Origin of the sequence: Wohlfahrtiimonas sp. G9077, assembly GCF_002252155.1 — a bacterium.
GTDB lineage: Bacteria > Pseudomonadota > Gammaproteobacteria > Cardiobacteriales > Wohlfahrtiimonadaceae > Wohlfahrtiimonas.
In genome coordinates, this window is sequence record NZ_NEFD01000001.1 from 616,428 (window position 1) to 639,492 (window position 23,065).

At 45.4% G+C, this 23,065-nt stretch carries 23 protein-coding genes and 4 tRNA genes; 10 read left to right on the plus strand and 17 right to left on the minus strand.

The genetic code is table 11. The features are described 5' to 3' along the window. Positions 1 to 98: 98 nt before the first annotated feature. The 3 genes from lolB (at position 99) to B9T20_RS02955 (ending at position 3,068) form a co-directional block, all read left to right on the plus strand. Positions 99 to 650 carry a lipoprotein insertase outer membrane protein LolB gene (gene lolB / locus B9T20_RS02945; protein WP_094489740.1) on the plus strand — a complete coding sequence of 184 codons (552 nt, stop codon included), beginning with the start codon at positions 99 to 101 and terminating at the stop codon, positions 648 to 650. After that, a complete protein-coding gene (ispE, locus tag B9T20_RS02950; protein ID WP_094489741.1) occupies positions 650 to 1,474 on the plus strand; it encodes a 4-(cytidine 5'-diphospho)-2-C-methyl-D-erythritol kinase in 825 nt (274 codons plus the stop codon). The genes lolB and ispE overlap by 1 nt, the downstream gene beginning before the upstream one ends. Positions 1,475 to 1,553: 79 nt before the next feature. Next, on the plus strand, positions 1,554 to 3,068 hold the full coding sequence (locus B9T20_RS02955; RefSeq protein ID WP_039949948.1) for a fumarate hydratase: 1,515 nt from the start codon (positions 1,554 to 1,556) through the stop codon (positions 3,066 to 3,068). Positions 3,069 to 3,116: 48 nt separating this feature from the next. Here B9T20_RS02955 and B9T20_RS02960 read toward each other — a convergent pair whose 3' ends face one another. The 13 genes from B9T20_RS02960 to B9T20_RS03020 all read right to left on the minus strand — a co-directional run bounded on the left by B9T20_RS02960 (position 3,117) and on the right by B9T20_RS03020 (position 12,147). Then, positions 3,117 to 4,778: a FecR domain-containing protein gene (locus B9T20_RS02960; protein WP_094489742.1), complete on the minus strand. Its 1,662-nt coding sequence runs from the start codon at positions 4,776 to 4,778 to the stop codon at positions 3,117 to 3,119. 56 nt (positions 4,779 to 4,834) lie between these two features. Further along, on the minus strand, positions 4,835 to 5,611 hold the full coding sequence (gene mlaE, locus B9T20_RS02965) for a lipid asymmetry maintenance ABC transporter permease subunit MlaE (RefSeq protein WP_008314128.1): 777 nt from the start codon (positions 5,609 to 5,611) through the stop codon (positions 4,835 to 4,837). After that, positions 5,608 to 6,399, minus strand: a complete 792-nt coding sequence (locus tag B9T20_RS02970) for an ABC transporter ATP-binding protein (RefSeq protein ID WP_094489743.1) — start codon at positions 6,397 to 6,399, stop codon at positions 5,608 to 5,610. Before B9T20_RS02970 ends, mlaE begins: the two co-directional genes overlap by 4 nt. A gap of 8 nt (positions 6,400 to 6,407) precedes the next feature. Then, positions 6,408 to 8,186 (minus strand): Hpt domain-containing protein, encoded by a 1,779-nt coding sequence (locus B9T20_RS02975; protein ID WP_094489744.1) that lies wholly within the window; start codon positions 8,184 to 8,186, stop codon positions 6,408 to 6,410. Continuing rightward, positions 8,183 to 9,706, minus strand: a complete 1,524-nt coding sequence (locus B9T20_RS02980; RefSeq protein WP_094489745.1) for a hypothetical protein — start codon at positions 9,704 to 9,706, stop codon at positions 8,183 to 8,185. Before B9T20_RS02980 ends, B9T20_RS02975 begins: the two co-directional genes overlap by 4 nt. Before the next feature lie 9 nt (positions 9,707 to 9,715). Beyond that, on the minus strand, positions 9,716 to 10,087 hold the full coding sequence (locus B9T20_RS02985) for a PleD family two-component system response regulator (protein ID WP_094489746.1): 372 nt from the start codon (positions 10,085 to 10,087) through the stop codon (positions 9,716 to 9,718). Positions 10,088 to 10,159: 72 nt separating this feature from the next. Beyond that, the gene (yjgA, locus tag B9T20_RS02990) at positions 10,160 to 10,675 is read right to left on the minus strand and encodes a ribosome biogenesis factor YjgA (protein ID WP_008314122.1); all 516 of its coding nucleotides are present in this window, start codon (positions 10,673 to 10,675) and stop codon (positions 10,160 to 10,162) included. A 54-nt stretch (positions 10,676 to 10,729) separates the two neighbouring features. Beyond that, positions 10,730 to 10,805: transfer RNA gene (locus B9T20_RS02995), tRNA-Glu, on the minus strand. Positions 10,806 to 10,928: 123 nt separating this feature from the next. Further along, a tRNA-Glu gene (locus B9T20_RS03000) sits at positions 10,929 to 11,004 on the minus strand. Between the two features lie 7 nt (positions 11,005 to 11,011). Further along, a tRNA-Ala gene (locus B9T20_RS03005) sits at positions 11,012 to 11,087 on the minus strand. A gap of 52 nt (positions 11,088 to 11,139) precedes the next feature. Then, a tRNA-Glu gene (locus B9T20_RS03010) sits at positions 11,140 to 11,215 on the minus strand. Positions 11,216 to 11,311: 96 nt separating this feature from the next. Beyond that, on the minus strand, positions 11,312 to 11,743 hold the full coding sequence (gene dksA / locus B9T20_RS03015) for an RNA polymerase-binding protein DksA (RefSeq protein WP_008314120.1): 432 nt from the start codon (positions 11,741 to 11,743) through the stop codon (positions 11,312 to 11,314). Positions 11,744 to 11,844: 101 nt separating this feature from the next. Further along, positions 11,845 to 12,147, minus strand: a complete 303-nt coding sequence (locus B9T20_RS03020) for a hypothetical protein (RefSeq protein ID WP_094489747.1) — start codon at positions 12,145 to 12,147, stop codon at positions 11,845 to 11,847. Between the two features lie 114 nt (positions 12,148 to 12,261). On the opposite strand from B9T20_RS03020, the gene pyrC reads away from it, so the two are divergent. The 7 genes from pyrC to B9T20_RS03055 are packed head-to-tail and all read left to right on the plus strand — an operon-like array spanning position 12,262 to position 19,063. Beyond that, positions 12,262 to 13,299, plus strand: a complete 1,038-nt coding sequence (pyrC, locus tag B9T20_RS03025; RefSeq protein WP_094489748.1) for a dihydroorotase — start codon at positions 12,262 to 12,264, stop codon at positions 13,297 to 13,299. Position 13,300: 1 nt separating this feature from the next. After that, complete coding sequence (locus tag B9T20_RS03030) at positions 13,301 to 13,822, plus strand: hypothetical protein (RefSeq protein WP_094489749.1); 522 nt, start codon at positions 13,301 to 13,303, stop codon at positions 13,820 to 13,822. After that, positions 13,815 to 14,516: an energy transducer TonB gene (locus B9T20_RS03035; RefSeq protein WP_094489750.1), complete on the plus strand. Its 702-nt coding sequence runs from the start codon at positions 13,815 to 13,817 to the stop codon at positions 14,514 to 14,516. Before B9T20_RS03030 ends, B9T20_RS03035 begins: the two co-directional genes overlap by 8 nt. 2 nt (positions 14,517 to 14,518) lie before the next feature. After that, complete coding sequence (locus B9T20_RS03040; protein ID WP_094489751.1) at positions 14,519 to 15,277, plus strand: ABC transporter ATP-binding protein; 759 nt, start codon at positions 14,519 to 14,521, stop codon at positions 15,275 to 15,277. Then, on the plus strand, positions 15,271 to 16,245 hold the full coding sequence (locus B9T20_RS03045; RefSeq protein ID WP_094489752.1) for an iron ABC transporter permease: 975 nt from the start codon (positions 15,271 to 15,273) through the stop codon (positions 16,243 to 16,245). The genes B9T20_RS03040 and B9T20_RS03045 overlap by 7 nt, the downstream gene beginning before the upstream one ends. A gap of 50 nt (positions 16,246 to 16,295) precedes the next feature. Beyond that, on the plus strand, positions 16,296 to 18,206 hold the full coding sequence (locus tag B9T20_RS03050) for a TonB-dependent siderophore receptor (protein ID WP_094489753.1): 1,911 nt from the start codon (positions 16,296 to 16,298) through the stop codon (positions 18,204 to 18,206). Next, positions 18,206 to 19,063 carry an ABC transporter substrate-binding protein gene (locus B9T20_RS03055; protein WP_094489754.1) on the plus strand — a complete coding sequence of 286 codons (858 nt, stop codon included), beginning with the start codon at positions 18,206 to 18,208 and terminating at the stop codon, positions 19,061 to 19,063. Before B9T20_RS03050 ends, B9T20_RS03055 begins: the two co-directional genes overlap by 1 nt. On the opposite strand, the gene B9T20_RS03060 is transcribed toward B9T20_RS03055, so the two are convergent. The 4 genes from B9T20_RS03060 to B9T20_RS03075 all read right to left on the minus strand — a co-directional run bounded on the left by B9T20_RS03060 (position 19,064) and on the right by B9T20_RS03075 (position 23,011). After that, entirely contained in the window at positions 19,064 to 19,429 is a 366-nt protein-coding gene (locus B9T20_RS03060; protein ID WP_094489755.1) for a hypothetical protein, read from the minus strand. Positions 19,430 to 19,574: 145 nt separating this feature from the next. After that, positions 19,575 to 21,557, minus strand: coding sequence for a TRAP transporter permease (locus B9T20_RS03065; RefSeq protein WP_094489756.1), 1,983 nt, complete (start codon positions 21,555 to 21,557; stop codon positions 19,575 to 19,577). Next, entirely contained in the window at positions 21,529 to 22,032 is a 504-nt protein-coding gene (locus B9T20_RS03070) for a DUF1850 domain-containing protein (RefSeq protein WP_233491519.1), read from the minus strand. The genes B9T20_RS03065 and B9T20_RS03070 overlap by 29 nt, the downstream gene beginning before the upstream one ends. After that, positions 22,010 to 23,011 carry a TAXI family TRAP transporter solute-binding subunit gene (locus B9T20_RS03075; protein ID WP_369907433.1) on the minus strand — a complete coding sequence of 334 codons (1,002 nt, stop codon included), beginning with the start codon at positions 23,009 to 23,011 and terminating at the stop codon, positions 22,010 to 22,012. The genes B9T20_RS03070 and B9T20_RS03075 overlap by 23 nt, the downstream gene beginning before the upstream one ends. Positions 23,012 to 23,065 lie beyond the last annotated feature (54 nt).

A 23,065-nucleotide genomic window follows, 5' to 3' on the forward strand; every position in this document is an offset into this window, starting at 1 on the left:
TCTACACCCGCATTCAGTGCGGGTGTTTTTCATTGTCCGTTTACAATTTAGGCAATCCTTGTTACAGTTTTCACAATTTTTAACTTGAGAACTCCACTATGTCCATCAAACGTTTAGGGCTTGCCGCGGCTGCAATGCTCATCATGACAGGCTGTGCCACGCACATTCCTGACCCGAATCAACCCCTTGAAAGCTATACTGCCATTGGTCGAGCGGCTTTAAAAGCGCCAAACAACAGTGGTCAAGCAAGCTTTAATTGGCAGCAAGTTTCCCCTGAAAATTTAAAAGTGATCATCCAAGGTCCGCTTGGCAGTGGTCGCATTGATTTAGTGGTGACGCCCACCGAAAGCACCCTTAAAACCGATGATCAAACCTATAAAAGCGAATCTCCAGATGTGCTCTTTAGTGAGATCACAGGCTTTGATTGGCCAATTTCTGGGATGACCAGTTGGATCGTGGGCGAACCCGGTGCGGCTTCTACTCTCGTTAAACGCGATGCACAAAACCGCATTGAATCCTTTGATGAAGATGGCTGGCATGTGGAATATAAAAAATGGGGTCATTATAAGCAACGTGACATTCCAAAAACCATCGAGCTCACCCGTGACAATGTGCGTTTACGCCTCTTAGTGGAGCATTGGTTGTACTGATGATGCATTATTACCCTGCCCCCGCGAAGATCAATCGCTTTTTGCGCATCGTCCGCCAAGAGGACAATGGCTATCATTACCTACAAACAATCTTTCAGTTCATCTCTTTGACCGATACTTTAGGCTTTGAACTGCGGACGGATGATCAGATTGTGGCGGATTATCACAATGAATTCATTCATGAAGGCAATGATCTGATCGTTAAAGCCATTCGCTTATTACAAGCGAAAAGTGGGCGCACCACAGGCGTGACCATTACTTTAGACAAACACATTCCGATGGGTGCAGGCTTAGGCGGTGGCAGCTCAAATGCCGCAACGGCGTTGATGGCGATCAATGAACTGTATGGCTTGCATTACTCTTCTGAAACATTGCAAGCCTTAGGGCGCACACTTGGCGCGGATGTACCCATTTTCATTTATGGGCAAAGTGCCTGGGCAGAAGGCATTGGTGATCAATTCATTCCGATGCTGCCCGAGGAAAGTGAGCAATGGCTCATTGTGCCGCCGATTGCCATCAGCACACAAAAAGTGTTTCAGTCAGAGCATTTAACGCGCAATCATCCATTGCTGCCACAATCACCAGATCAACCGTATCTTAATGATTGTACATCTGCCATCATTGCACTTTACCCTGAGATGGGGCGTTATCTCACACAATTGACGAACCTTGGGTTGATACCGAAAATTACAGGCACCGGTGCTTGCATTTACATCGATGTGCCCACAGAATCACAACAAGCTCAATTGATGGATTTAGCAAATACAGAAGGCTGGCAAGTTTTACCTTTTAAAACCCTCAATCGCAGCCCTTTCCATGCTTAAGCAGTGATAAATGTTGCGCTTTTGTGGTATGATTTTTGCGGCTTGTCCACCACCAAAATCATTCACAAAGGAGCGTAACGTGACTATTATTAAACGTGATGATCTCGTGCAATCTATTCATGATAGCTTGCAGTTCATCTCTTATTATCACCCTGAAGATTACATTAAAAATTTAACGGCTGCCTATGAGCGCGAAGAATCTCAAGCGGCTAAAGATGCGATGGCGCAAATCCTCATCAATTCACGCATGTGTGCGGAAGGTCGCCGCCCGATCTGCCAAGATACCGGCATCGTGACTGTATTTGTAGAAATCGGCACCAACGTACGTTTTGAAGATGGCTTTGATGTCACGCAAGCCATCAATGAAGGCGTAGCGAAAGCCTATACGGATCCTGACAATATTTTGCGCGCCTCCGTCCTTGCTGACCCGATGGGCAAACGCATCAACACCAAAGACAATACACCTGCGGTGATCCATTATGACATCGTCCCCGGTGATCGATTAGACATTCATGTGGCCGCAAAAGGTGGCGGCAGTGAAGCCAAAACTAAATTTGCGATGCTCAATCCTTCAGATTCCGTGGTGGATTGGGTGTTACAAAAAGTACCAGAAATGGGCGCAGGCTGGTGTCCTCCAGGCATTTTAGGGATTGGCGTGGGCGGTACGGCTGAAGAAGCGATGCTCATGGCCAAAAAATCCCTCATGCAGCCGATCGACATTCAAGAGTTGATGGCCAGAGGCCCACAAAATCGCTCTGAAGAGATTCGTTTAGAGCTCTATGACAAAGTCAACGCCCTTGGCATCGGCGCGCAAGGTTTAGGCGGTTTAACCACTGTGTTAGACGTTAAAATCATGGAATGCCCCACCCATGCAGCCAATTTACCCGTTGCCATCATTCCAAACTGCGCGGCCACTCGTCATGCACACTTTACATTAGATGGTACAGGTCCTGCGGTATTGACACCACCCAACTTAGACATTTGGCCAGAAATCACCAATACAGGCAGCGGCGGTCGTCAAGTGAACTTAGACACTTTGACCAAAGAAGAGATGGCCACATGGCAACCGGGCGAAACTTTATTGCTCACCGGTAAAATCTTAACGGGTCGCGATGCTGCCCATAAGCGCTTGGTGGAAATGCTCAACAAAGGCGAACCCTTACCGGTTGATTTCACCAATCGTTTGATCTATTACGTGGGTCCTGTGGATCCGATTCATGATGAAGTGGTGGGACCTGCGGGCCCAACAACAGCAACGCGCATGGATAAATTCACCCGCCAAATCCTAGAGCAAACGGGCTTAATTGGCATGATTGGTAAAGCTGAACGCGGTCAAATCGCCATTGATGCCATCAAAGATAACAATGCTGCTTACTTAATGGCAGTGGGCGGCGCGGCTTATCTTGTGTCTAAAGCCATCAAAGCCTCTAAAGTCTTAGCCTTTGAAGATTTGGGCATGGAAGCCATTTATGAATTCACTGTGGAAAATATGCCTGTAACAGTTGCAGTAGATAGCAAAGGTCAATCCGTACATAAAACTGAGCCCCTTAAATGGCAAGCAAAAATCGGTAAAATCCCTGTGGTGACTGAATAATCTCCATAAAAAAACCCTGATTCATCAGGGTTTTTTCTTATCCATCATTTATGGCGTCAGCTTTGCAGAGATGCTAGGGATATTTAACACCTCAAAAGATTGCGGCAAGCCCCATTCACTCACATAACCATCAAATGCTGTGGATTGAATGCGAAAATAATAAGTGCCCGGCACAAGATCCTCAATAAATAGCTCCGTTTCTGGCAATGAGTGCTCAAGCAACACTTGCTTAAAGCTTGGATCATTGGACACTTGAATCAAATATTGTGTGCCCTGCTCTAATGGCGCCCATTCAAGCATCACATTCGCTGTTTTCACATGGGCACGATCTAAATTCGGATCTTCAAGCAACACGCGCGTATCCATCACACTTGAAAATGGACCACGTTTGCCATTGTCCGCAATCGATGCCACTCGCCAATAATAAACGCCTGATAATAAATCCTTAGGCTGATATTCAGGCACACTCAAATTGTCTGCATCAATGATGACTTCACGGAAATCCGCATCACGCGCCACTTGTAGATAATATGTTTTTACTTCATCGTTCACTTTTTGCCATACAAAGGTTAAATCTTTCAATAACGCTTTGGCATGATTATCGGGCGTTGTGAGATTTGGGGCAAATGGACGCGCATTTAAAATGAATTCATAAGTGGCCGGCTGCCCTGTGACACCATTGTCATCAATGGCACTGACGATCATGCGATAACGGCCATCGGGCAGATCACCGCCTAACAGCACATCACCTTGTGAGCGCAAGCTTGATACAGCATCTTGCTCATCTTCCCCAACGGGTACCACTTTTGTGGCATAACCCATGACATTGTCAGCCTTTGGTACATCAATGCGAATCGGCACAGCTTCAATCAATTGTGGGAATGATTTAAACTCAGGCGGCGGCAACATCGCAACTTTCTTGGCATCGCCCGTTTTGGTAATGATGATGGCTTCACCTGCAGTCAATTCAGCGCCTTGTGCTGCCTCTTCGGCACTTTTTGCCACAACTTTACCCGTCACCACTTCCGTTACGCTGTTGTCATCTTTTTCCAATCCCATGCGAAAGACTGTACCGCGTACAGAGGTCATGGCAGAGGCTGTTTTCACTTCATAGTTGGTGTTAGAAATGGGGCTGGAATAGACGCGATTCTCTAAGCGCCCTTTTTCAAGCTCTAATTTAATGTCACTCAACGAACCATCGCCTAACGCGATCAAATCTTTCAACACCAATTCACTGTTGCTTTGCAGCAATAGACGCGAACCATCTTTAAATAATATCGTAGCCAATCCATCATCACCCGTGATGATCTTATCGCCAGTGGTTAAAATGAGGCTGTCTTTATCTGTAAAATCTTGCCCATATTGCAATGTTTGCTCATTGTCATTGATGATGGTGACGCTGCCAATGGCATTGACGAGCGTGGCTGTTGATTGATTCGTTTTCAGCCAAGCGCGCGGCACTTTAATGAGCGTTCCCGGTTCAATGTAGTCATCATTGGTTAAATGGTTGATTTTTTTAAGTTCTGTCCAGAGTTTAATGCTGTGCAGATGGCGCTGGGCAATGTTCCATAGGCTGTCGCCCGGAATGGCTTTATACAAGAAAATATCTTCTGTTGCGGCATCATCTTTGTCCACATTCGCAGCGGCGAGCGAACAGAGAAGCGCCATCAGCAAAAAGGCGGATGCCCACATGCTTTTGATCATCTTCATGAGTTACCTTATTGATTAGAATAGTGAATAACGAACGTCAAACCACGGCATCAACATCATCTGAACAAAAGTGCTGTCAAAATAAAGTCTGCCGCCAATACGAGCAATGATGCTTTGACCACCGTCGCCGTTGTTGAGTTGGCCACACCACTTGACGTGGCATGTCCGCGCAAACCTTCACGCAGTGCCACTAAGTTACAAATTAAGCCAAACACAACACTTTTAATGATGACACCGTTGAAAATATCATCATAAAAGATGACAGATGACTGCATTTGTGACCAGTAACCACCACCATCGAGCCCTAAGACCTCAACGGCAATGTAGTAACTGCCTAAAATGCCCACATCTGAAAAGAAAATCGTTAAAATCGGCACCACAATGATGCCTGCCATGAGGCGCGGCAACAAAATATAGCGATAAGGGTCCACCGCCATCATCTCGTAGCTTGACCACTGCTCTGTGGCACGCATCAAACCAATTTCGGCAGTGAGTGATGAACACGCGCGCCCCGTATAAAGCAATGCCGTAAATACAGAGGCCAACTCACGAAAGAGCGCCAATGCTGTGACAGTGCCCACAGATGCCTCTGCCCCAAAGCGCACTAAATTGACATAGCCTTGAAACGCAAGCACCATGCCAATGAACATGCCACTCAATAAAATGATGGGCAATGATAAAATGCCCAATTGATACACTTGGCGTGCAAATAATCCTGGTTTTTGGAATAGATAACCGCTGTGGCGCATCACGGCAAAGAAAAACACCACGCTTTCCCCAAGGGCATTGACGCAATCAATGGTCTTTTGCCCGATCGTTTCAATCAATTTCATGACAATAACTCATCCTTCAACGGTACAGTGGGCAGATTAAATGGCATTGGGCCATCGGCTAAACCATCGATGAATTGACGCACCTGCACATTCTCATCAGAGCGAATTTCATCGGCTGTGCCGTGCGCAATCACATGCCCACCACTGATGATGTAGACATAATCGGCAATGCTGAGCACTTCATCGACATCATGGGAAACAATGATGCTCGTTAAATCCAAGGCGTCATTGAGATCTTTGATCAAACGCATCAAAACCCCCATCGAAATGGGATCTTGCCCAGTAAAAGGCTCATCATAAAGTAACAATTGTGGATCTAACGCAATCGCACGGGCTAAAGCCACGCGACGCGCTTGCCCACCGGATAATGATGAGGGCTTTGCATCCTTCAATGCGCGAAGCCCCACCGCTTCTAACTTTAATAACACCAATGTGTTAATCAGTTCTTCAGAGAGTTTTGTGTGCTCTCTTAAGGCAAAGGCAACATTGTCATACACCGTCATGTCTGTAAACAGCGCGCCACTTTGGAACAGTAATCCCATCTGTTTACGCATCGCATAGAGCTCAGTGCGGGATAAGGTGGACAAATCTTTGCCCATCGCCATAATGGTGCCCGATTGTGGCACCACTTGTTTGGTCATCAATTTAAGCAGCGTGGTTTTCCCCGTGCCTGATGGACCCATCACGGCTGTGATCTTTCCTTTCGGGATCGAAAGCGTCATGCCATCAAAAATGACACGTTTCCCAAAGGAGAGGGACACATCTTGTAACTTGATCATCTCAGGCATGGCAACTCCTATTGATATGGCTGTAAAAATTGATTGAACAACTCAATAATGTGTAAAAACTGTAAGCGATATTCACAGATGGCGGCCGCATCATTCGCACTGCTGCGCGTCATCGCTCGCTCTAAAGCAGCGGCAGCATGTTCAGCCTCTGTCAGCTTCATCAAGGCTGCATTGCCACGTAAAGTATGTGCAATGCGAATGAGGGCTTCATAATTGCGCGCATCCATCGGCATCACATCAATGGCCTCACTGAACTCTGACACCAAAGCATCAAAATCCTCTTTGCATGCCATGATCATCTCAACATCCACATCAGAATATTGGTTCAAAGCACGCGTCAATGCTTGATGACGCTGCAAATGGCCTTTTGCCCCTTCAATCACTTGTGCAGAGACTTCACGATTCTCTAAATGCATGTTGCTGATGTATTCAACCGCAAGTGCCACTTCACCGAGCGCCTCTTGCGACAACTGACGGAGCATAAAATCATCGTTAAAATAACGCGTTAAACTGTGCACAATCGAAAGCATCCCTTCGGCTTTGACCAAATCATAAAGCACTTTTTGTAACTCTGCCAATTTCGCGGCATCTTTACTTTTCGCAATCGCATCACGCAATTGACCATATTGTGCCACAAATAACTTCAAGGCTCGATGTTTTGCATTGATGTATGCCCAATTTTGCGTCTCATTGTAGGACAAAGGCACCGGTTGCTCACGTGTGCCCCAAAGGTCTGCTAAATAGCTTTCAAGCACCCAATATTGGCTCACAAGCTCGTTAAACTCATTGCTTTCCATCGGTTCAGCGATGAGGCGCTCCATGGCATTGACCAAATCTGTCGTTAATACAGATAGGCGTTTTAAGCCCATAAAATCCAGTACTTTAATGAGTTTATGCAAAAATGGCATGAATTCTTCTAAGCGAATGCGCTGCGCTTGATCTAAATAAACACGCTCTAATTGCTCATGAATTTTGATCAAATCATCTTTCAAGGCTTGCCCAAAACGCTTATAAACCGCCGGTGAAATGCTGTAGACATTTTGCACTAAAATGCTCTTTTCAATGAAATGATCACCATTGGCTAACGTGCGCACTGTGGACAATAACGCCTCACTCACATCTGGCGTGATGGCTTGATGATCGAGCAATTGCGCTAAGCGTCCATCTAATTGCGCCAATAAACGGTGCGTTTCTACACTCAACGGGCGCTCGTGATTCAACAGTGCTTGTAAATAAAAAGACAGAAGCGACCAATCACGGCCATTGACTTTAGGCAATGAGGCAGAAATGTCACGACTCAACGCATTTAAAGCATTCAAAGGGCCTTCGATTGCACCCGTGCGAATGAGCTGCAATAATTGCTTTTGATACAAGGTGCGCAGCATTTTAATGAGGGTTAAATTGAGCTCTTCATTGACCTCTGCACCCGCATCAAAGCCTTCCACCACATCACTTTCCTGCATGCGCCCAAGGTCTGTGAAAATATCAATGCTCTGTTCTAACAACAAACAGTAACGGAGCACAAAATCTTCTGCATCCCCTTCCCCAAAGGCAGACAATGCCGCCACATGTTTACCCGCTTGCGTGGTGTATTGCGCGGCATGATCCCAAGACAATACGGTAAATATCCCGGCGATCTCTTCTAATGCACTGGCAATCGTGGCTTTTTCTTCCGCTTCATCCTCAGAATCTTCTAATAATGTCTCAAGGGTGTCACGCAATAACTCAGCGGCAACTTTTAATTCATCCACAACGTCTGCATCAGTTAGTTCAATGGTCTGTGTCATGCCTCTTCCTTCAATCCTCTATTTAACTGATCAATCTCAGATATGATCAACATCAATTCTTGTTCCACTTCGCGATACGCCACCACAGAATCATTGGTATTGCTCACAACGCTTGAGAAGAACGCTTCTATCATCCATGCGGTCTGTTTAACATCCGCAATGTTATCTTTACGCTCTGTAAAATAGGCGAGCTGTTTTTTTAAGGTCGAACGCAAGGTGTCTAGATTATCATCCCCGCCCTTTTTCAATAAGGATAAATCGTGCGACAAGGCTTGTTCGAGGTAATCATATGTGTTTTGCATCTCTTTAATGACAGTGCTGATGCTTTGAGATGATTCACGTACCTCGCGCCCTTTTGCCAAAATGCGATCACTTTCATTGTTCAACGATGAGACTAAATCCAATTGCGTCATTAAGCGCTCACGCAGCAATACAAAGTGATCCACAACGGCCATCACCTGCACAATGCGCTGATCTTTGACATCTTTTTCAAATAAAATGGATAAACGCGCGCGGTTTAAACGCAAGAATAAAACGGCAAAGATTAAGAAAAAGAGCACGATGCCGCCGGCTGCAATCATAGACAACAAACGCACGTATTGGTTCATCGATTGAATGTAGGCTTGCTGCCCTTCATAGGCGGTATCGATGGTGGTTTGCAATAGGCGCTGAATGGTGTCCTTTTCATCTTGTAACTTAGTGCGCATTTGATTGAGCAGCACCAAACCTCGTGCATCTTTAATGAGACTTGAGACATCGCGCGCCAATTGATTGAACACAAACTGCGCCTCTAAAATGCTCTCCTCTTCTAGTGAACCACGAATGCTTTGCACCCCTTCTTGAGGCGAACCCATCATCAAAACATTTAAACCCTTTTGCACCACAGATAAACTCTCGGTCAATTCAGAGATGGTTTGAATGTCCACTTTTGCTTGACTGTTGATGACGCGGGTTAAATTCGCATGTAAACGCACAACGGCATTGGCCAACTGATCGATGTAACGAATGGTTTCTAAACTCACTGAGCGCGCATCCGACAATTGACTCGATACGCCACTTAAATCCTGATACAGCGATTGACTGGCCGCATCGGCGCGCTGTTTTAAGCGAATGGCATTATTGACAACATTTAACGCATCGTTTTGCTCGGCCAATTGCTGCTGAAAATTTTGCCAAATTTTCAACACATTATTGGCATCAATCCCTTGAACTTTTTGCAAATTCTCTGAGATGGTTTGCATGCGATCTTTTAAAAATGCTTCTTCAATGTGCCCACCTTGGGCTTGAATGTCGATGTAATGATCAATGTCCCGTATGGCATCATACACGGTGGATAAATGCGCAACATCCTGATTGCTTTCATATTTTGGTAATCGCATGAATGCAAATACAATTAAACCCACCAAAAAGAGACCGCAAATGAAAAATGCAATGGTCAATTGCTTGCGCTGTTTCTCATATGGTGTGGTGGTGATCGTCTTTGCCGTGCTCACATCCGCCATCACTTCACTCACAGTCATGATCCTTAATTATTTATATTTTTCTATCACTTTAATCAAATCATCACGGGTAAAGGGTTTTGTAATGAACGCATCACAGCCCGCTAATTGCCCACGCGCCTTGTCAAATGCACCATCTTTACTGGTGAGCATGATGACAGGGGTTTTAGAGATTTCAGAAGGCGAACCTTTAATGATTTGGCAAGTATCATAACCATCGAGATTGGGCATCATTACATCCATGAAAATTAAATCTGGGCGTGCTGCCTCTAATCCCGATAAGGCACTGAAACCATCGACCTCAGAAATGACTTCAAAGCCCTCTTTGCTCAAAATCAACTCTGCCGTTTTACGCACAGTGCTGCTATCATCAACCACCATAATCTTAAAATTATCCGCCATTTTTATATTCCATTATCCCATTTGCAGAAAAACATGTGTAATGCGTTATTATATCGTTAAATAAAACTTTCACTACGGGTTTTGAGCAAATTTATCACGTAAATAGCGAAATAATAATGTTCGGCTACGAGATTTCCCACCTTTCTTGATCTCGGATAAGGAATTTCTCACCAATTGGCGCATGTGTTGGAAATCAATCTCGCCTAATTGCTCAATAATCTCATCGTGCACCGCAGGATCATTATTCAACAATCGCTCAACTTTATTCTCCACCCATTTTTCGATGCCCTTTTGACGTTCACTGCCCGCTTGCATGGCATCTAAACGGCGCACCACCAATTCATAATCCTCATCATCTAATTGACGCATGAGTTTACCAATCAATTGCTTTTGACGCTTTAAGCCGCCGCCATGACGAATGGTTTTCGCAAGCAAAACAGCATCCACTAAAGTGCCCGGTAAATCTAAAAGATCTAAATCACTTTCAGAGAGCGCCATCAAAGATTCACCAAAATCCTGCTTAGCTTCCGCTTCTCTTTTCAATTGGCTTTTGCTTGGGCCATCGTATTCAAATTCTTCTTCGTACATGTTAATTCTCCTCATAGCAAAAAGCCTGCAACAATGTGCAGGCTTTCTTTAAGATGGCGTCCCCACGGGGATTCGAACCCCGGTTGCCGCCGTGAAAGGGCAGTGTCCTAGGCCTCTAGACGATGGGGACAGATTTTGGTTAATAGATGTCTAGTCATCTCTCGCTAGCAACGAGTACTCTACCAAGGAGAGCTTTAACTGAATCGCTTCAGTTGCTATGTGTAATACGACAACTTTAAAGACTTCTTAAAGTTGGCGTCCCCACGGGGATTCGAACCCCGGTTGCCGCCGTGAAAGGGCAGTGTCCTAGGCCTCTAGACGATGGGGACATCGTATTGGTGGAGCTAGACGGTTTCGAACCGTCGACCTCTTGCATGCCATGCAAGCGCTCTACCAGCTGAGCTATAGCCCCAGATTTAACTGGTGCAGTTTACTTCAAAACCTAGCCAACTCATGAATCAAGTTGGCGTCCCCACGGGGATTCGAACCCCGGTTGCCGCCGTGAAAGGGCAGTGTCCTAGGCCTCTAGACGATGGGGACATTCCGTTTTGAAGTTAGTTTGTCTAACTGAGGTGTTGCATAATATCAAAAATTTTCAGGGTGTCAACTTTTTTTTGAAAATTTTTTAAATTTTTTTTAAATCACACCAGATTTCTCTTTTTGTTCTGCGATTTCTTTGCAATCAATACACAATTCAGCCGTTGGTCTAGCTTCTAAGCGTTTGATTCCAATCTCAATTCCACAGGTTTCACAATAGCCATAATCATCAATGGACAATTTGTGCAATGTTTTCTCAATTTTCGCGAGCAATTTTCTTTCACGGTCACGCGTGCGCAATTCTAAAGAGAATTCCTCCTCTTGGCTTGCACGATCATTGGGATCAGACAAAATTGTGGCACCATCTTGTTGCATGTTGTTCACAGTTTTTTCACTTTCCTGCATCAATTGAGCACGCCAACCATTTAAAATCTGACGAAAATGTTCTTTTTGGCGATCATTCATGTACTCTTCGCCATCTGCTAATTCGTAAGGCTTAAAGTTCTTAAAAACGGTTGGATTATTATTCATTTAAATATCTCCATACATATGTCTTAAATAGTGGCGTATCAAACCACAATTTATAAAAAAATAAAAGATTTAAATGCATTTTTGATGCAATTTTACGCTCATTACAACTCTTTATACTCACCATCAATGATGTTGCGTTTTGTTGGTTCTGCTTTTGGGCGCATATTTTCATACATATGTTGTGCCTGTTGTGCTTGGGCAGCCTGTGCCGCTTGCATCACTTTTTTGATCTTGCGGACTTTGAAGTACAAATAGACATAAAAAATCACCGCAAGCACCGCGCCGACAGCTAAAATACCCAAGCCTAAAGGAATAATCAACAACAAAAAGCCAATTGAACCCAACGCGATCAAAACTTTCTGCCAAAGGCTTGCTTGTTTGCCATTAATATAGAGCTCTCTCATATGCCCTCCTATGTGCATTCCTATCCTAGAGAAGGCATAGTATAGTATGCAAAGGCTTTTTTAAAAAAAGCTTTTACAAAATTTACGACTTCCACCCGAATAGAAGGATTTTTCATGACAAATCAACTCACTATTACATTTCCTGATGACTGGCACATTCATCTGCGTGATCATGATGCACTGAAAACAACCGTTGCGCATGCGGCTCAAAGCTTTCGACGCGTTGTGGTGATGCCGAACACCAATCCACCCATTAAAACTGCGGACGATGCTAAAGCATACCGCGATCGCATTTTAGCGAATGTGCCTGAGGGCGTTCCTTTTGAACCGTTGATGACGCTATATTTAACGCCTGAAACCACGCCAAGCATTGTGGAAGCCGCCAAAGCCTCAGGCATTGTCCATGCCATTAAATTATATCCTGCGGGCGTCACCACCAATTCAAGCGCGGGCGTCTCTTCCTTAAGCAACTTATATCCTGTCTTTGAAACCATGGCCAAAGTGGGTTTACCCCTTTTAGTGCATGGCGAAGCAAGCGACCCGAACATTGACATTTTTGACCGTGAAGCCATTTTCATTGAGCAAGAACTCAAGCCATTACATGCTGCCATTCCTGATTTACGCATTGTGATGGAACACATCACCACAAAAGATGCCGTAGAATTTGTAGAAAGCACCAATGCCAACATCGCCGCAACCTTAACGCCACAGCATTTGCTATTTAACCGCAATACCCTGCTTTCTGGCGGCATCAAACCGCATCTTTATTGTTTGCCCATTTTAAAGCGCGAAACCCATCGCCAAGCGCTGATCAAAGCAGCCACCAGCGGCAATCCTAAATTCTTCTTAGGCACGGACAGCGCGCCGCATGCCCAAAGCGCCAAAGAGAGCTGCTGCGGCTGCGCGGGTTGCTATTCCGCACTGACCGCGATGTCTCACTACGCAGAAGCCTTTGAAATGATGAATGCGTTGGATAAACTCGAAGCCTTTGCCAGTCACTATGGCGCAGATTTCTATGGTTTGCCGCGCAATACTGATACCATCACTTTAGTGCGTGAAAATTGGACGCCACCGGAATCTTATCCTTATTTAGAGAATGATCGTCTCATTCCATTGGGCGCAAAACAAACCCTCAAATGGCAGGTTAAATAAGATGATCACGCGCCGACAAACTTTCATCGCACTCGCTGGCCTTGTGCTATGGGCAGGATTGGCGCTGTTGATTTTAATGCAAGCATTAGGGCTCAAATTTCACACACAATTTAATGTGTTTTACAGTGCTTTGAGCCTCTACCACCATCGCATTTGGCCACTTTTAATTGTGATCAGCATTGTGATGGGCTTTTATGGGATTGTGGGCTTACGCATTCGGGCGCTGCCCTACTCCTTTAGGCTGCGCGCTGTCATTGCCTTGCCGCCTCTGTTGCTATTGTCGAGTTTAACGTATCTCACCATTTATGGGATTCAATTTTGGCAAGCCCTCAATGTGCCACTTGATCAGGGCTTATTTGCCATGCGCCGCTTTGCTAAGAATTTTTCTGCCAAAGACATTGATGCCGCGCTCGCAACGCTGCCCCACCACATTGATACATTGACCTATCCAAGCTATGCAGCCCTGATCTTTCTTATGCTCACCGTATTGCTTTTACTGATTCTACCAAGGCACCATGATTGAACGCTCGATTGTCTGGATCGCGCCGATTGTGGTGATCGGTTTACATGCTGCCATTGCGGCACTTTTTTTTCAGCATGAAAATCATCAATTGCAGCAAGATCATTCTGCAATGGCGCAGGCCATCCATTCATCTGAACCTCAAACCTCAAGCACTCAAACGAATGCTGAGCCTTACATTATCATGACGATTGACAGTGATTGGTTTTTCCCAAAAGCCATCGATCATACTGCCCTCCTTGCCATCGAGCCAGAAGCGCCGCCCATCATTGCACCGCCGAAAATCGTCAAACCCACCCCATCGCCCAAATCGCCCTCAGAGCCTGCTATTCATCAAAAAAGTAACGCAACAAGCAATCCCATCAAAACACCTTCTCATGGCAATGGACAAAGCTTACAAAATGGTCCTGCGGGCTTTATCAATGGCAACAGTCATGCCAGTATTGATCGCAATATTGACCGCTGCTACCCCTTAATTTCTCGGCGCCGCGGCGAGCAAGGTCGCGTGGTTGTGCGTATTTTTGTCAATGAAAAAGGAGCGCTTGTGAACAAAAAAGTGGTGCAATCCTCAGGTTTTTCCCGTTTAGATCGCTGTGCGCTCGATGCCATTACAGATTTAAAGGTCAAGCCTGCCATCAAAGGCGGCAAAGCGGCGTCGAGCCATTTTGATCAACCCATTGAATTTAGGCTGCGTTAATCATGCTTGCGTTATCTGTGGATCAATTATCCGTTCGCTCTCATCACACCTTGCGTTTAGATCATCTCTCCTTTACGGTGCCACAAGGCAGCCGACTGGCCATCATTGGCCCAAATGGCGCGGGGAAAAGCACACTGCTGCAAGCCCTCTTAAAACTCATTCCAAGTACGCATCAATCCTTGACATGTTTTGGGCAGAACATTGATCAACTCTCCCGCAAAGCACTCGCTCAACTCATCAGCTATGTGCCGCAAATGCAGCCTGACCTTGCGGTTACCGTGTTTGATTGGTGCAGTTATGGGCGCATGCCCCATCAATCCCTTGGTTTTTCTTTAACGGATCAAGAGCAATCCCTCATCCATACTATGCTTGCACGCACAAATCTGACGCATTTTGCGAATACGCCGTTCAATCGTTTAAGTGGCGGTGAGCGTCAGCGCGCCATGATTGCCGCAAGCCTTTGCCAAGAAACGCCGCTCATTTTACTCGATGAACCCACCAATTTTTTAGACCCCAAACAAGCCCATGACATTCTGACATTATTGACAGAGATTGCTCATACTTTAGACAAAACCATCATCTCTGTGACTCATGATGTCAATGAAGTGGCCCATTATTTTACACATTGCTTGGCTCTAAAGGCCGGACACTTGTGTTTTATGGGCGCAGTCAAAGATGTGATCCATCGACACAATTTAGAAAAGCTCTATGATCGCCCATTTGTGGAAGCGATGAGCGAACAAGGAGTGATCTTTTGGTAAAGCGCCGCATCTATTTATGCCTTTTGGTGATCATCAGCCTCGCAACGCTCTGCGTTTTCCCTTTTTTAGGGGTGGAAAATCTCTCGCCTTGTCTGCTCTTTGATGGCGATGCAGGCCACGCCCAAATCTTTTGGCAATTACGTGTACCACGTGTTTTGACGGCATGGTTAATGGGGGCAATGCTTGCTTTATCGGGCTTGGTGTTTCAGGCCATTTTACGCAATCCCTTAGCCGAGCCTTTTACCCTTGGCATTGCAAGTGGCGGTGCTTTAGGGGCGGCCATTTATATCCATTTGGGCTTGAGCCTATCACTGACTGTATTTTCCGGCCTTTCCCTATTTGCCTTTATGGGCGCCATGGTGATCACCTTTGCCATTTATCTGCTCAATCGCCATGCCCTTGAATCAGTCACGCGCCTTGTTTTGGTGGGCGTCATTTTCAGCTTCTTTTGCAGCAGCATTGTCATGGTGATGCAAACCATTGGTCGTCCGCAGGACAGTTACCGCTTAATGCAATGGATGATGGGCGCCATTAGCCATGTCACCTTCACGGAAATCATCCCGTTGGCTTTCATGATGCTCATCAGCACCCTCATCATTGCCCTACTGAGCCCGCGTTTAAATGTCTTAAGTGCCGGCCACATCATCGCAAAAACCCGAGGCGTTGAGCCTAAATATGTCTTCATTCCGCTCTTTATTTTGGTGAGTTTGATGATGGGCATGATGATTGCCATCAGTGGACCGATTGGCTTTGTGGGCTTGGTGGTGCCCCACATCGCCCGCCAGTTAATCGGCACTGATCATCGTTATCTATGGAGCGCCACATTATGCCTTGGCGGTGCACTTTTGGTCATCAGCGACTGGATGGCGCGCGTGCTCTTTGCCCCGGCTGAACTGCCCGTTGGCGTCATCACCGCACTATTTGGTGCACCTTTTTTCATCTTCATCTTGATAAAGGATAAAAAATAACTATGCTGATAGGTTTTTATCCGCCCATCTAAGTAGGATCACCATTCATCATGAAAACCCAACAATTGTATGCAGCCTTAAGCGCCACGCTACTTGCTCCCATTGCTTTTGCAGACGATGCCATCAATGTATCTTCTGAAAATGACACCATCGTCTTTACCGCCAATCGTGCGGATCAAGCATTAGATACCGTAGGTTCTAGCATCAATGTCATCACAAAAGCGCAATTAGAACGCGGTCAATATCAGCGCGTGAGCGATGCATTGGCCACATTGCCAGGCATCAATGTTTCGACCACTTCTGCCAATGGTGAATCTAACGTCTTCCTACGCGGACTTGGCAGCCAAAACATGTTGGTGATGATTGATGGCGTCATTATTAATGATCTCTCCACACCTGCAGGCGGCTTTGACTTTAGCAGCTTAAACACTCTAAATATTGATCGCATCGAAGTATTAAAAGGCCCACAAAGTACGTTATATGGCTCAAATGCCATGGCAGGCGTGATTCAAGTGTTCACTCAAAAAGGTGGACCACAACGCACCACAATCACATTAGAAGGTGGCAGTTATGAACATGTGAAAACAACCATACAAACGCAAGGCATGACCGATACATTGAGCTATGCCTTTGCCGCAGGTTTAGAGCAAGAGCATGGTATTTCTGCAGCCGATGCTAAGCTCCCGGGTAACTCAGAACGCGACCACTATAAAAATCGTAATCTTTCAGGTTATGTCAATTATGCGCCCACGGATTTTCTCAATTTTGATGTCATGCTCCGTTATGATCGCAGCAAAACAGATCTAGACAATGGCGCAGGTGCTAATCAAGATAATTTAGATTATTATCAAAAATCCGAACGTTATTTAGGTCGATTTGCCATCAATACCATCAATTTTAATGAGCAATGGCTAAGCTCATTGATTTATGATGCCAGCCAAACAAAGCGTGATTACCACAATATGCCATTTACGCAACATGCCCAAAGCAGCTTTAAAAGCACCAAACAGAGCATCACATGGCAAAATACATTGGCATTTATCCCGAACTTCCAAACATTATTAGGGGCAAATTTCACCAAAGAATCCATGAGTAGCACTTCCCCTTATGGTGATTTCCCCAAACGCCACATCACACAAAAAAGCATCTATGTGGATCAACACTTAAACTTTGCAGATCGATTTTTTAATACCGTAGGCATCCGCTATGAAGATCACTCAAAATTTGGGGATAAACTCACGTATCGCTTCACCTCTCGCTTTAATGTGAATGATTATTTAGCCCTCAAAGGCAGTTATGGCACGGGCTTTAAAGCACCCACATTATTTCAATTATATGATACTGAAAGTGGCAATCAACACTTAAAAGCAGAAAAAAGCAAAGGCTTTGATGCAGGCATCGTTGTGACACCATGGCAAAATACCAGCCTTGAATTGACCTATTTCCAACAAAAAATTAATCAACGCATCACATGGGTCAGCAATCCTGTTACGTATAAAAGCACATACTTAAACCGAGATTATACAAAAACAAAAGGGGTTGAATTCTCAGCAAATACAGCACTCAATGATCAATGGGCATTTGGGCTCAACTATACATATACACATGCTCGCGATTATACTACGGTCAATGGACACACATCAGATCAAAAAGCCTTACGAGTGCCTAAACACATGGCGGGTATGCATGTTAATTTTAAACCTTCAGAGCGCATGAATTTATTTGCAGAAGCAAAATATCATGGCAGCGCCACCAGTAATTTTAACAATCCTGCTTGGAGCGTACAGCAACGCAATTTAAAAGCCTATTGGATGGTGAATCTTGCCGCAGATTATCAAATCAATGACACTGTCAGCGTTTATGGCCGCGTGAATAACTTATTGGACAAACAATATTACAGCGTTTGGGGATATGGCCAAAAACGCATCAACGGTAATATTGGCGTGAAAGTGGCATTCTAATGAAACATTGGCGATCCTTTGGTGTATTGGTGCTTAGTCTTAACATCACATATGCTGATGTGAGTGAGCGCTGCGCGCGTATTGTTTCCCTCTCGCCCACCATTACAGATACATTGTTATCCCTTGGTTTAGCAAAAAATATCGTGGGCGGCACGCGCTATGATTTACTGCCAAAGGATCAGCCGATTGCCGACATTGGCGGGACGCTGGATCCAAATTACGAAGCCATTTTGCGTCTATCGCCCTCCATTGTTTTTTCTGAGCTCTCTGATGACAGCCCGCAATCCTTAAAGCTTGCCGCATTACAATTGCCCACAGAGCATTTATCCTTTCGTGGGTTAAAAGATGTGCACGCTTCCACGTTGGCCATCGGCAACATTTGCGGCATCCATACAGCTGCTGAGCAGAAAGTCAACGAGTTGGATCAAGCGCTTGCTGAATACAAAAGTTCAGCGCACCGCACATTGATTTTTTATACCTATCAAGGTCAAGCGCAAAATGTACTGCCAACGCAAGCGGTGGGTCCGAGCTTTCATCAAGAGCTGATGACTGCGCTTGGTTGGCAAAATGCTTATCAAGGTGCACTCAATGCGCCCATGCTGTCTACAGAAAGTGTCTTAACGCTCAATCCTGATTTAATCGTATTGATGAAAGGTGATGTGGGCACGGATTATGATCCTGCCCACACCATCATGATTGAACGCATTTCGCCGGCTTGGCGAGCACTAGAAACTGTGCCTGCTCTACAAAAGCAGCAGGTGTTTGAGATGACCGGCAACGCCACATTTATGGCAAGCCCTGATGGTATTTTGGCAACCCTCAAGGCATGGCGCAGCATCTCTGAGATGATCAAATGATTACTTTTTGTGCTCTTTTTCCACCACTTTTTCAGCGATTTGATCGGCGATTTCTTCATCGGTCTCTAACACAACCGGTTTGCCGCGCAACACTTTCCACACTACAGAGCGGAACATCCAGCAGTTGATCACCGCCACTGCGAGCATCACCGCGATGTTAAAGTAGATGAGATAAAGTTGCCACATGGTTTTGGCATTCGCCATAAAGTCTTCTTGCCCAAAATGCATGAAAACAATGATGCCAAAGGTGACCACATTGGTGAGCAAAAAGATGGACAACCAAAGTTTACGTACTTGTTCTTGTTTTAAAAAGATGGCGGATAATACATAAAAAACAATCGCGCCTGCCACTAAAATAAATTCCATGGATTGATCTCCCTTGTTCGTTGTTGTTCAGTTGTCTACAGGTGATAACTGTATTAAGGGTAATACATTATCGGGCTTTTTGTCATCGTAACAAATAAAAAGGTCAATATCTAATATTGATATTGACCTTTGGCATCTCGCTGAATTATGCCGGCGTTAAGCGCTGCATTTTTCGATAATTGAGCACCACAATCGCCGCCACAACGAACATACCCGCGATGTCTGTATACGTCTCTGGCACAATCAACATCAATGCACCGATGGCCAATACAATGCGCTCGATTGGATTCATGGCTGCTTTAAAATAGCCTTCCACTGCTGCACTTAAACTGATGACGCCCACAATCGACGTGATGGAAATCAGCAAAATCGATAAAATTGGCGGCGCCGGGAATTCTGTCACATTCATGCTCGTTAAACCTGTGGTGTCAATGTAGAGCATCGCAGGATTATAGACAAACATAAACGGTACAATGAAACCTGCTAAGGCCAATTTAAGTGATTGCCAACCTGTTTTCATCGGATCACCGCCTGCAATGCCAGCACCGGCAAAGGATGCAAGTGCAACCGGCGGTGTGATGTTGGCAAACAGACCAAAATAGAACACAAATAAATGTGCCACCAATACAGGTACGCCCATGCCCGCAATGGCTGGCGCGGCCATCGTAGCCGTGATGATGTACGCCGGAATCGATGGTAAACCCATACCTAAAACCATCGAGGCCAACATCGTTAAAAATAGGGTTAAAAAGAGGGAATCTTTACCGATGCTTGTGATCATCGAGATCATCACGCTGGCAAAGCCTGTTAAACTCACTGTCCCGATAATGATGCCCACCACCGCACAAGCTGCCATCACAGGTAAAGATTGCTTTGCGCCTGTGATCATGGCATCGACCACATCTTTCGGGCTCATGCGGGTTTCAGGTCTGAACTGACTGACAATGATGCTGATCACAATCGTGTAAAACGCCGCAAAGTTAATGGGCACAGATTCTGATAAAAAATAGACCAGCGCAAAAATGGGAATCAACAAATGGCCACGCGCCAGTAAAACTTCTTTCACGCGCGGTAAATCTGCCTTTGGAATGCCTTTTAAGTTATCGCGCCCTGCTCTAAAATGCACTTGGGCAATCACGCCTAAATAGTACAACAATGCTGGGAAAAATGCGGCTAAGGCAATCGTGCTGTATTTAACGCCCGTGGTTTCTGCCATGATGAAGGCACTTGCCCCCATAATCGGTGGTAAAATTTGTCCACCCACAGAAGCACTCGCCTCCACCGCGCCGGCAAAGTTTGCATTGTAACCAACGCGCTTCATCATCGGAATGGTAAAAACGCCTGTGCCCACAACATTCCCTACGGCCGAGCCGTTGATGCTGCCCATAAAGCCACTTGAAATGACGGCAACTTTCGCCGGCCCGCCTTGCTTGTGCCCTGCAATCGCTAACGCTAAATCATTAAAGAGCTGGCCCATGCCGGATTTGGCTAAAAATGCGCCAAATAAAATGAATAAGAAGATAAACGACACCGATGCACCAATTGCCGTTGAGTATAAACCTTCCATCTTCAAATACATTTGCCCAAAGATGTCGCCTAAATCATAAGAGCGCGTCAATAAGCGATCCGGCATAAAATCATAATGACTGATGAAAGGATAGAGTAAAAACACGAGCGCCAAAATGGGTAAGATCCAACCCATGACGCGGCGCGCACCATCAATCACCAATGCCACCGTCATCATGCCAAAGGCGATGTCTAAGGTATTCGGAATGCCACCGCGCGTATTCATGATGGCATCATATTCCACCCACAAATAGGCAAAGGATGAGAGCGATGCTGCGGCCAATACCCAATCATACAATGGGATTTTGGTGCGATTTTGTGAAGGATATGAAGGATAGATCAAAAAGATCAATGCCAAACCAATGGCCACGTGCGCCGCGCGATACAATAGCTGCGGAATGGGATAATAAGTGGTGACCAAGTGAAAAAGCGAGTAAGTCAACGCTAAGAGCGCGATGAATGTGCGTATATTTTTGCTCGCGGGATTGCGTACTAACGACTCGCGATCAAACTTTTCTAAAATGCGCTGGCCATCATCTATTTGAGATGCTGAAGAGGTCATGGCAAGAATTTTCCTTTAATAATGTCCAAATGTTGTGTTGTGTCGTGGTGAGGATGATTTCTGTGTAATCATCAAAATCCTGATGAATGGGCCACACCTTTTGATCGGCGTCAATGGTGGATGCCACATTGCGTGAAATCATCCAATAAAGCACTGGCAGCTGTACATTTGGCGCGGTTTCCACAAAGCCATCGCTCAGTGTGCTTGCTTCATTGTACGGCGTGCCTGCCCCAAAGGTTTTAAATTGTGATCGATACAGATGCAATGCCCCATTTTTCACTTGATACGATTCTCGCCACAATGCACGTTCCACCGAGTGTATCCATGACAATGTGAAAGATTGCCCCGGCAATTGACATTGCACATTGCCTGAAAGCACCCGCACACGCGTGAAAAAGGGATAAAAGGAGAGGCTTAGCAGCATGACTGCCACTAAGCCTACCACCATTGCTTTACTGTTTTTGCGCTTGCTCATCATAGAACTTTTGGGCACCCGGATGAATCGGTGCCACCATGCCTTGTTGAGCTTTTTCTAAAGAGACATCCTTCACAGCTTGATGTGAATTTTGTAAGTGTTCTAAGTTGTCAAAAAATGCTTTGGTTAATTTATACACATCATCATTGCTGAGCTTTTTGTTCACCACTAACGCATTCATGATCACCGCAGTTGGTACAGCTTCTGCATTGCCATAGGTATTGGCCGGAATTTCCATCGGCATAAAATAGGGTTGGTCGGCAGCAATGGTTTTCACCATTTCAGGATCAATGGTGACCAATTGCAAATCAAAGCCTTGTGCCAATTCCATCAATGCTGCGTTTGGCAAGCCACTTGTGAAGAAAGCCGCATCCACGCGCCCGGTTCTTAATGCATCGGCCGCTTCTGCAAAGCCTAAATAATCCACTTTCATGTCGTTATACGTCATGCCGTGGCCATTGATTAAGGAGCGCGCATTCACCTCAACGCCTGAGTTTTGATCACCAACAGCCACACGTTTACCTTTTAAATCTGATAAATTTTTAATGCCAGATTTTTGTGAGGCCACCACTTGCACAAAGTTTGGATACAACACAGCAATTTGTTGGACACTGTCAAATTTCTTTTGGAATGGTGCTTCACCATTGACCGCATTGCTCAATGCATCGCTCATCACAAATGCCATTTCCGCTTTGCCTTGATCGATGAGGTTAATGTTCTCAACTGAAGCGCCCGTGGTTTGAGTTTTAGAATTCGCTTTAAATTGATCTGCGTACACTTCACCAAGTGTTGTAGCGATAATGTTGTATGGACCCGATGCACCACCTGAGGCAATCGTCACAAAACGCGTCTCTAAACGGTTCGGATCACTCGCTTTAGCTATCTCAGAAGTGCCTGTATTTGCTTCAGGTGATTTGACATCATCTGAACACGCCGCTAACAATAATCCACACATGGTTGCCATCGCAACCTTCTTCATTGAAAACATACTCCCCTCCGATTGTTTATGTATGCTTAATTGATATCTGATTTT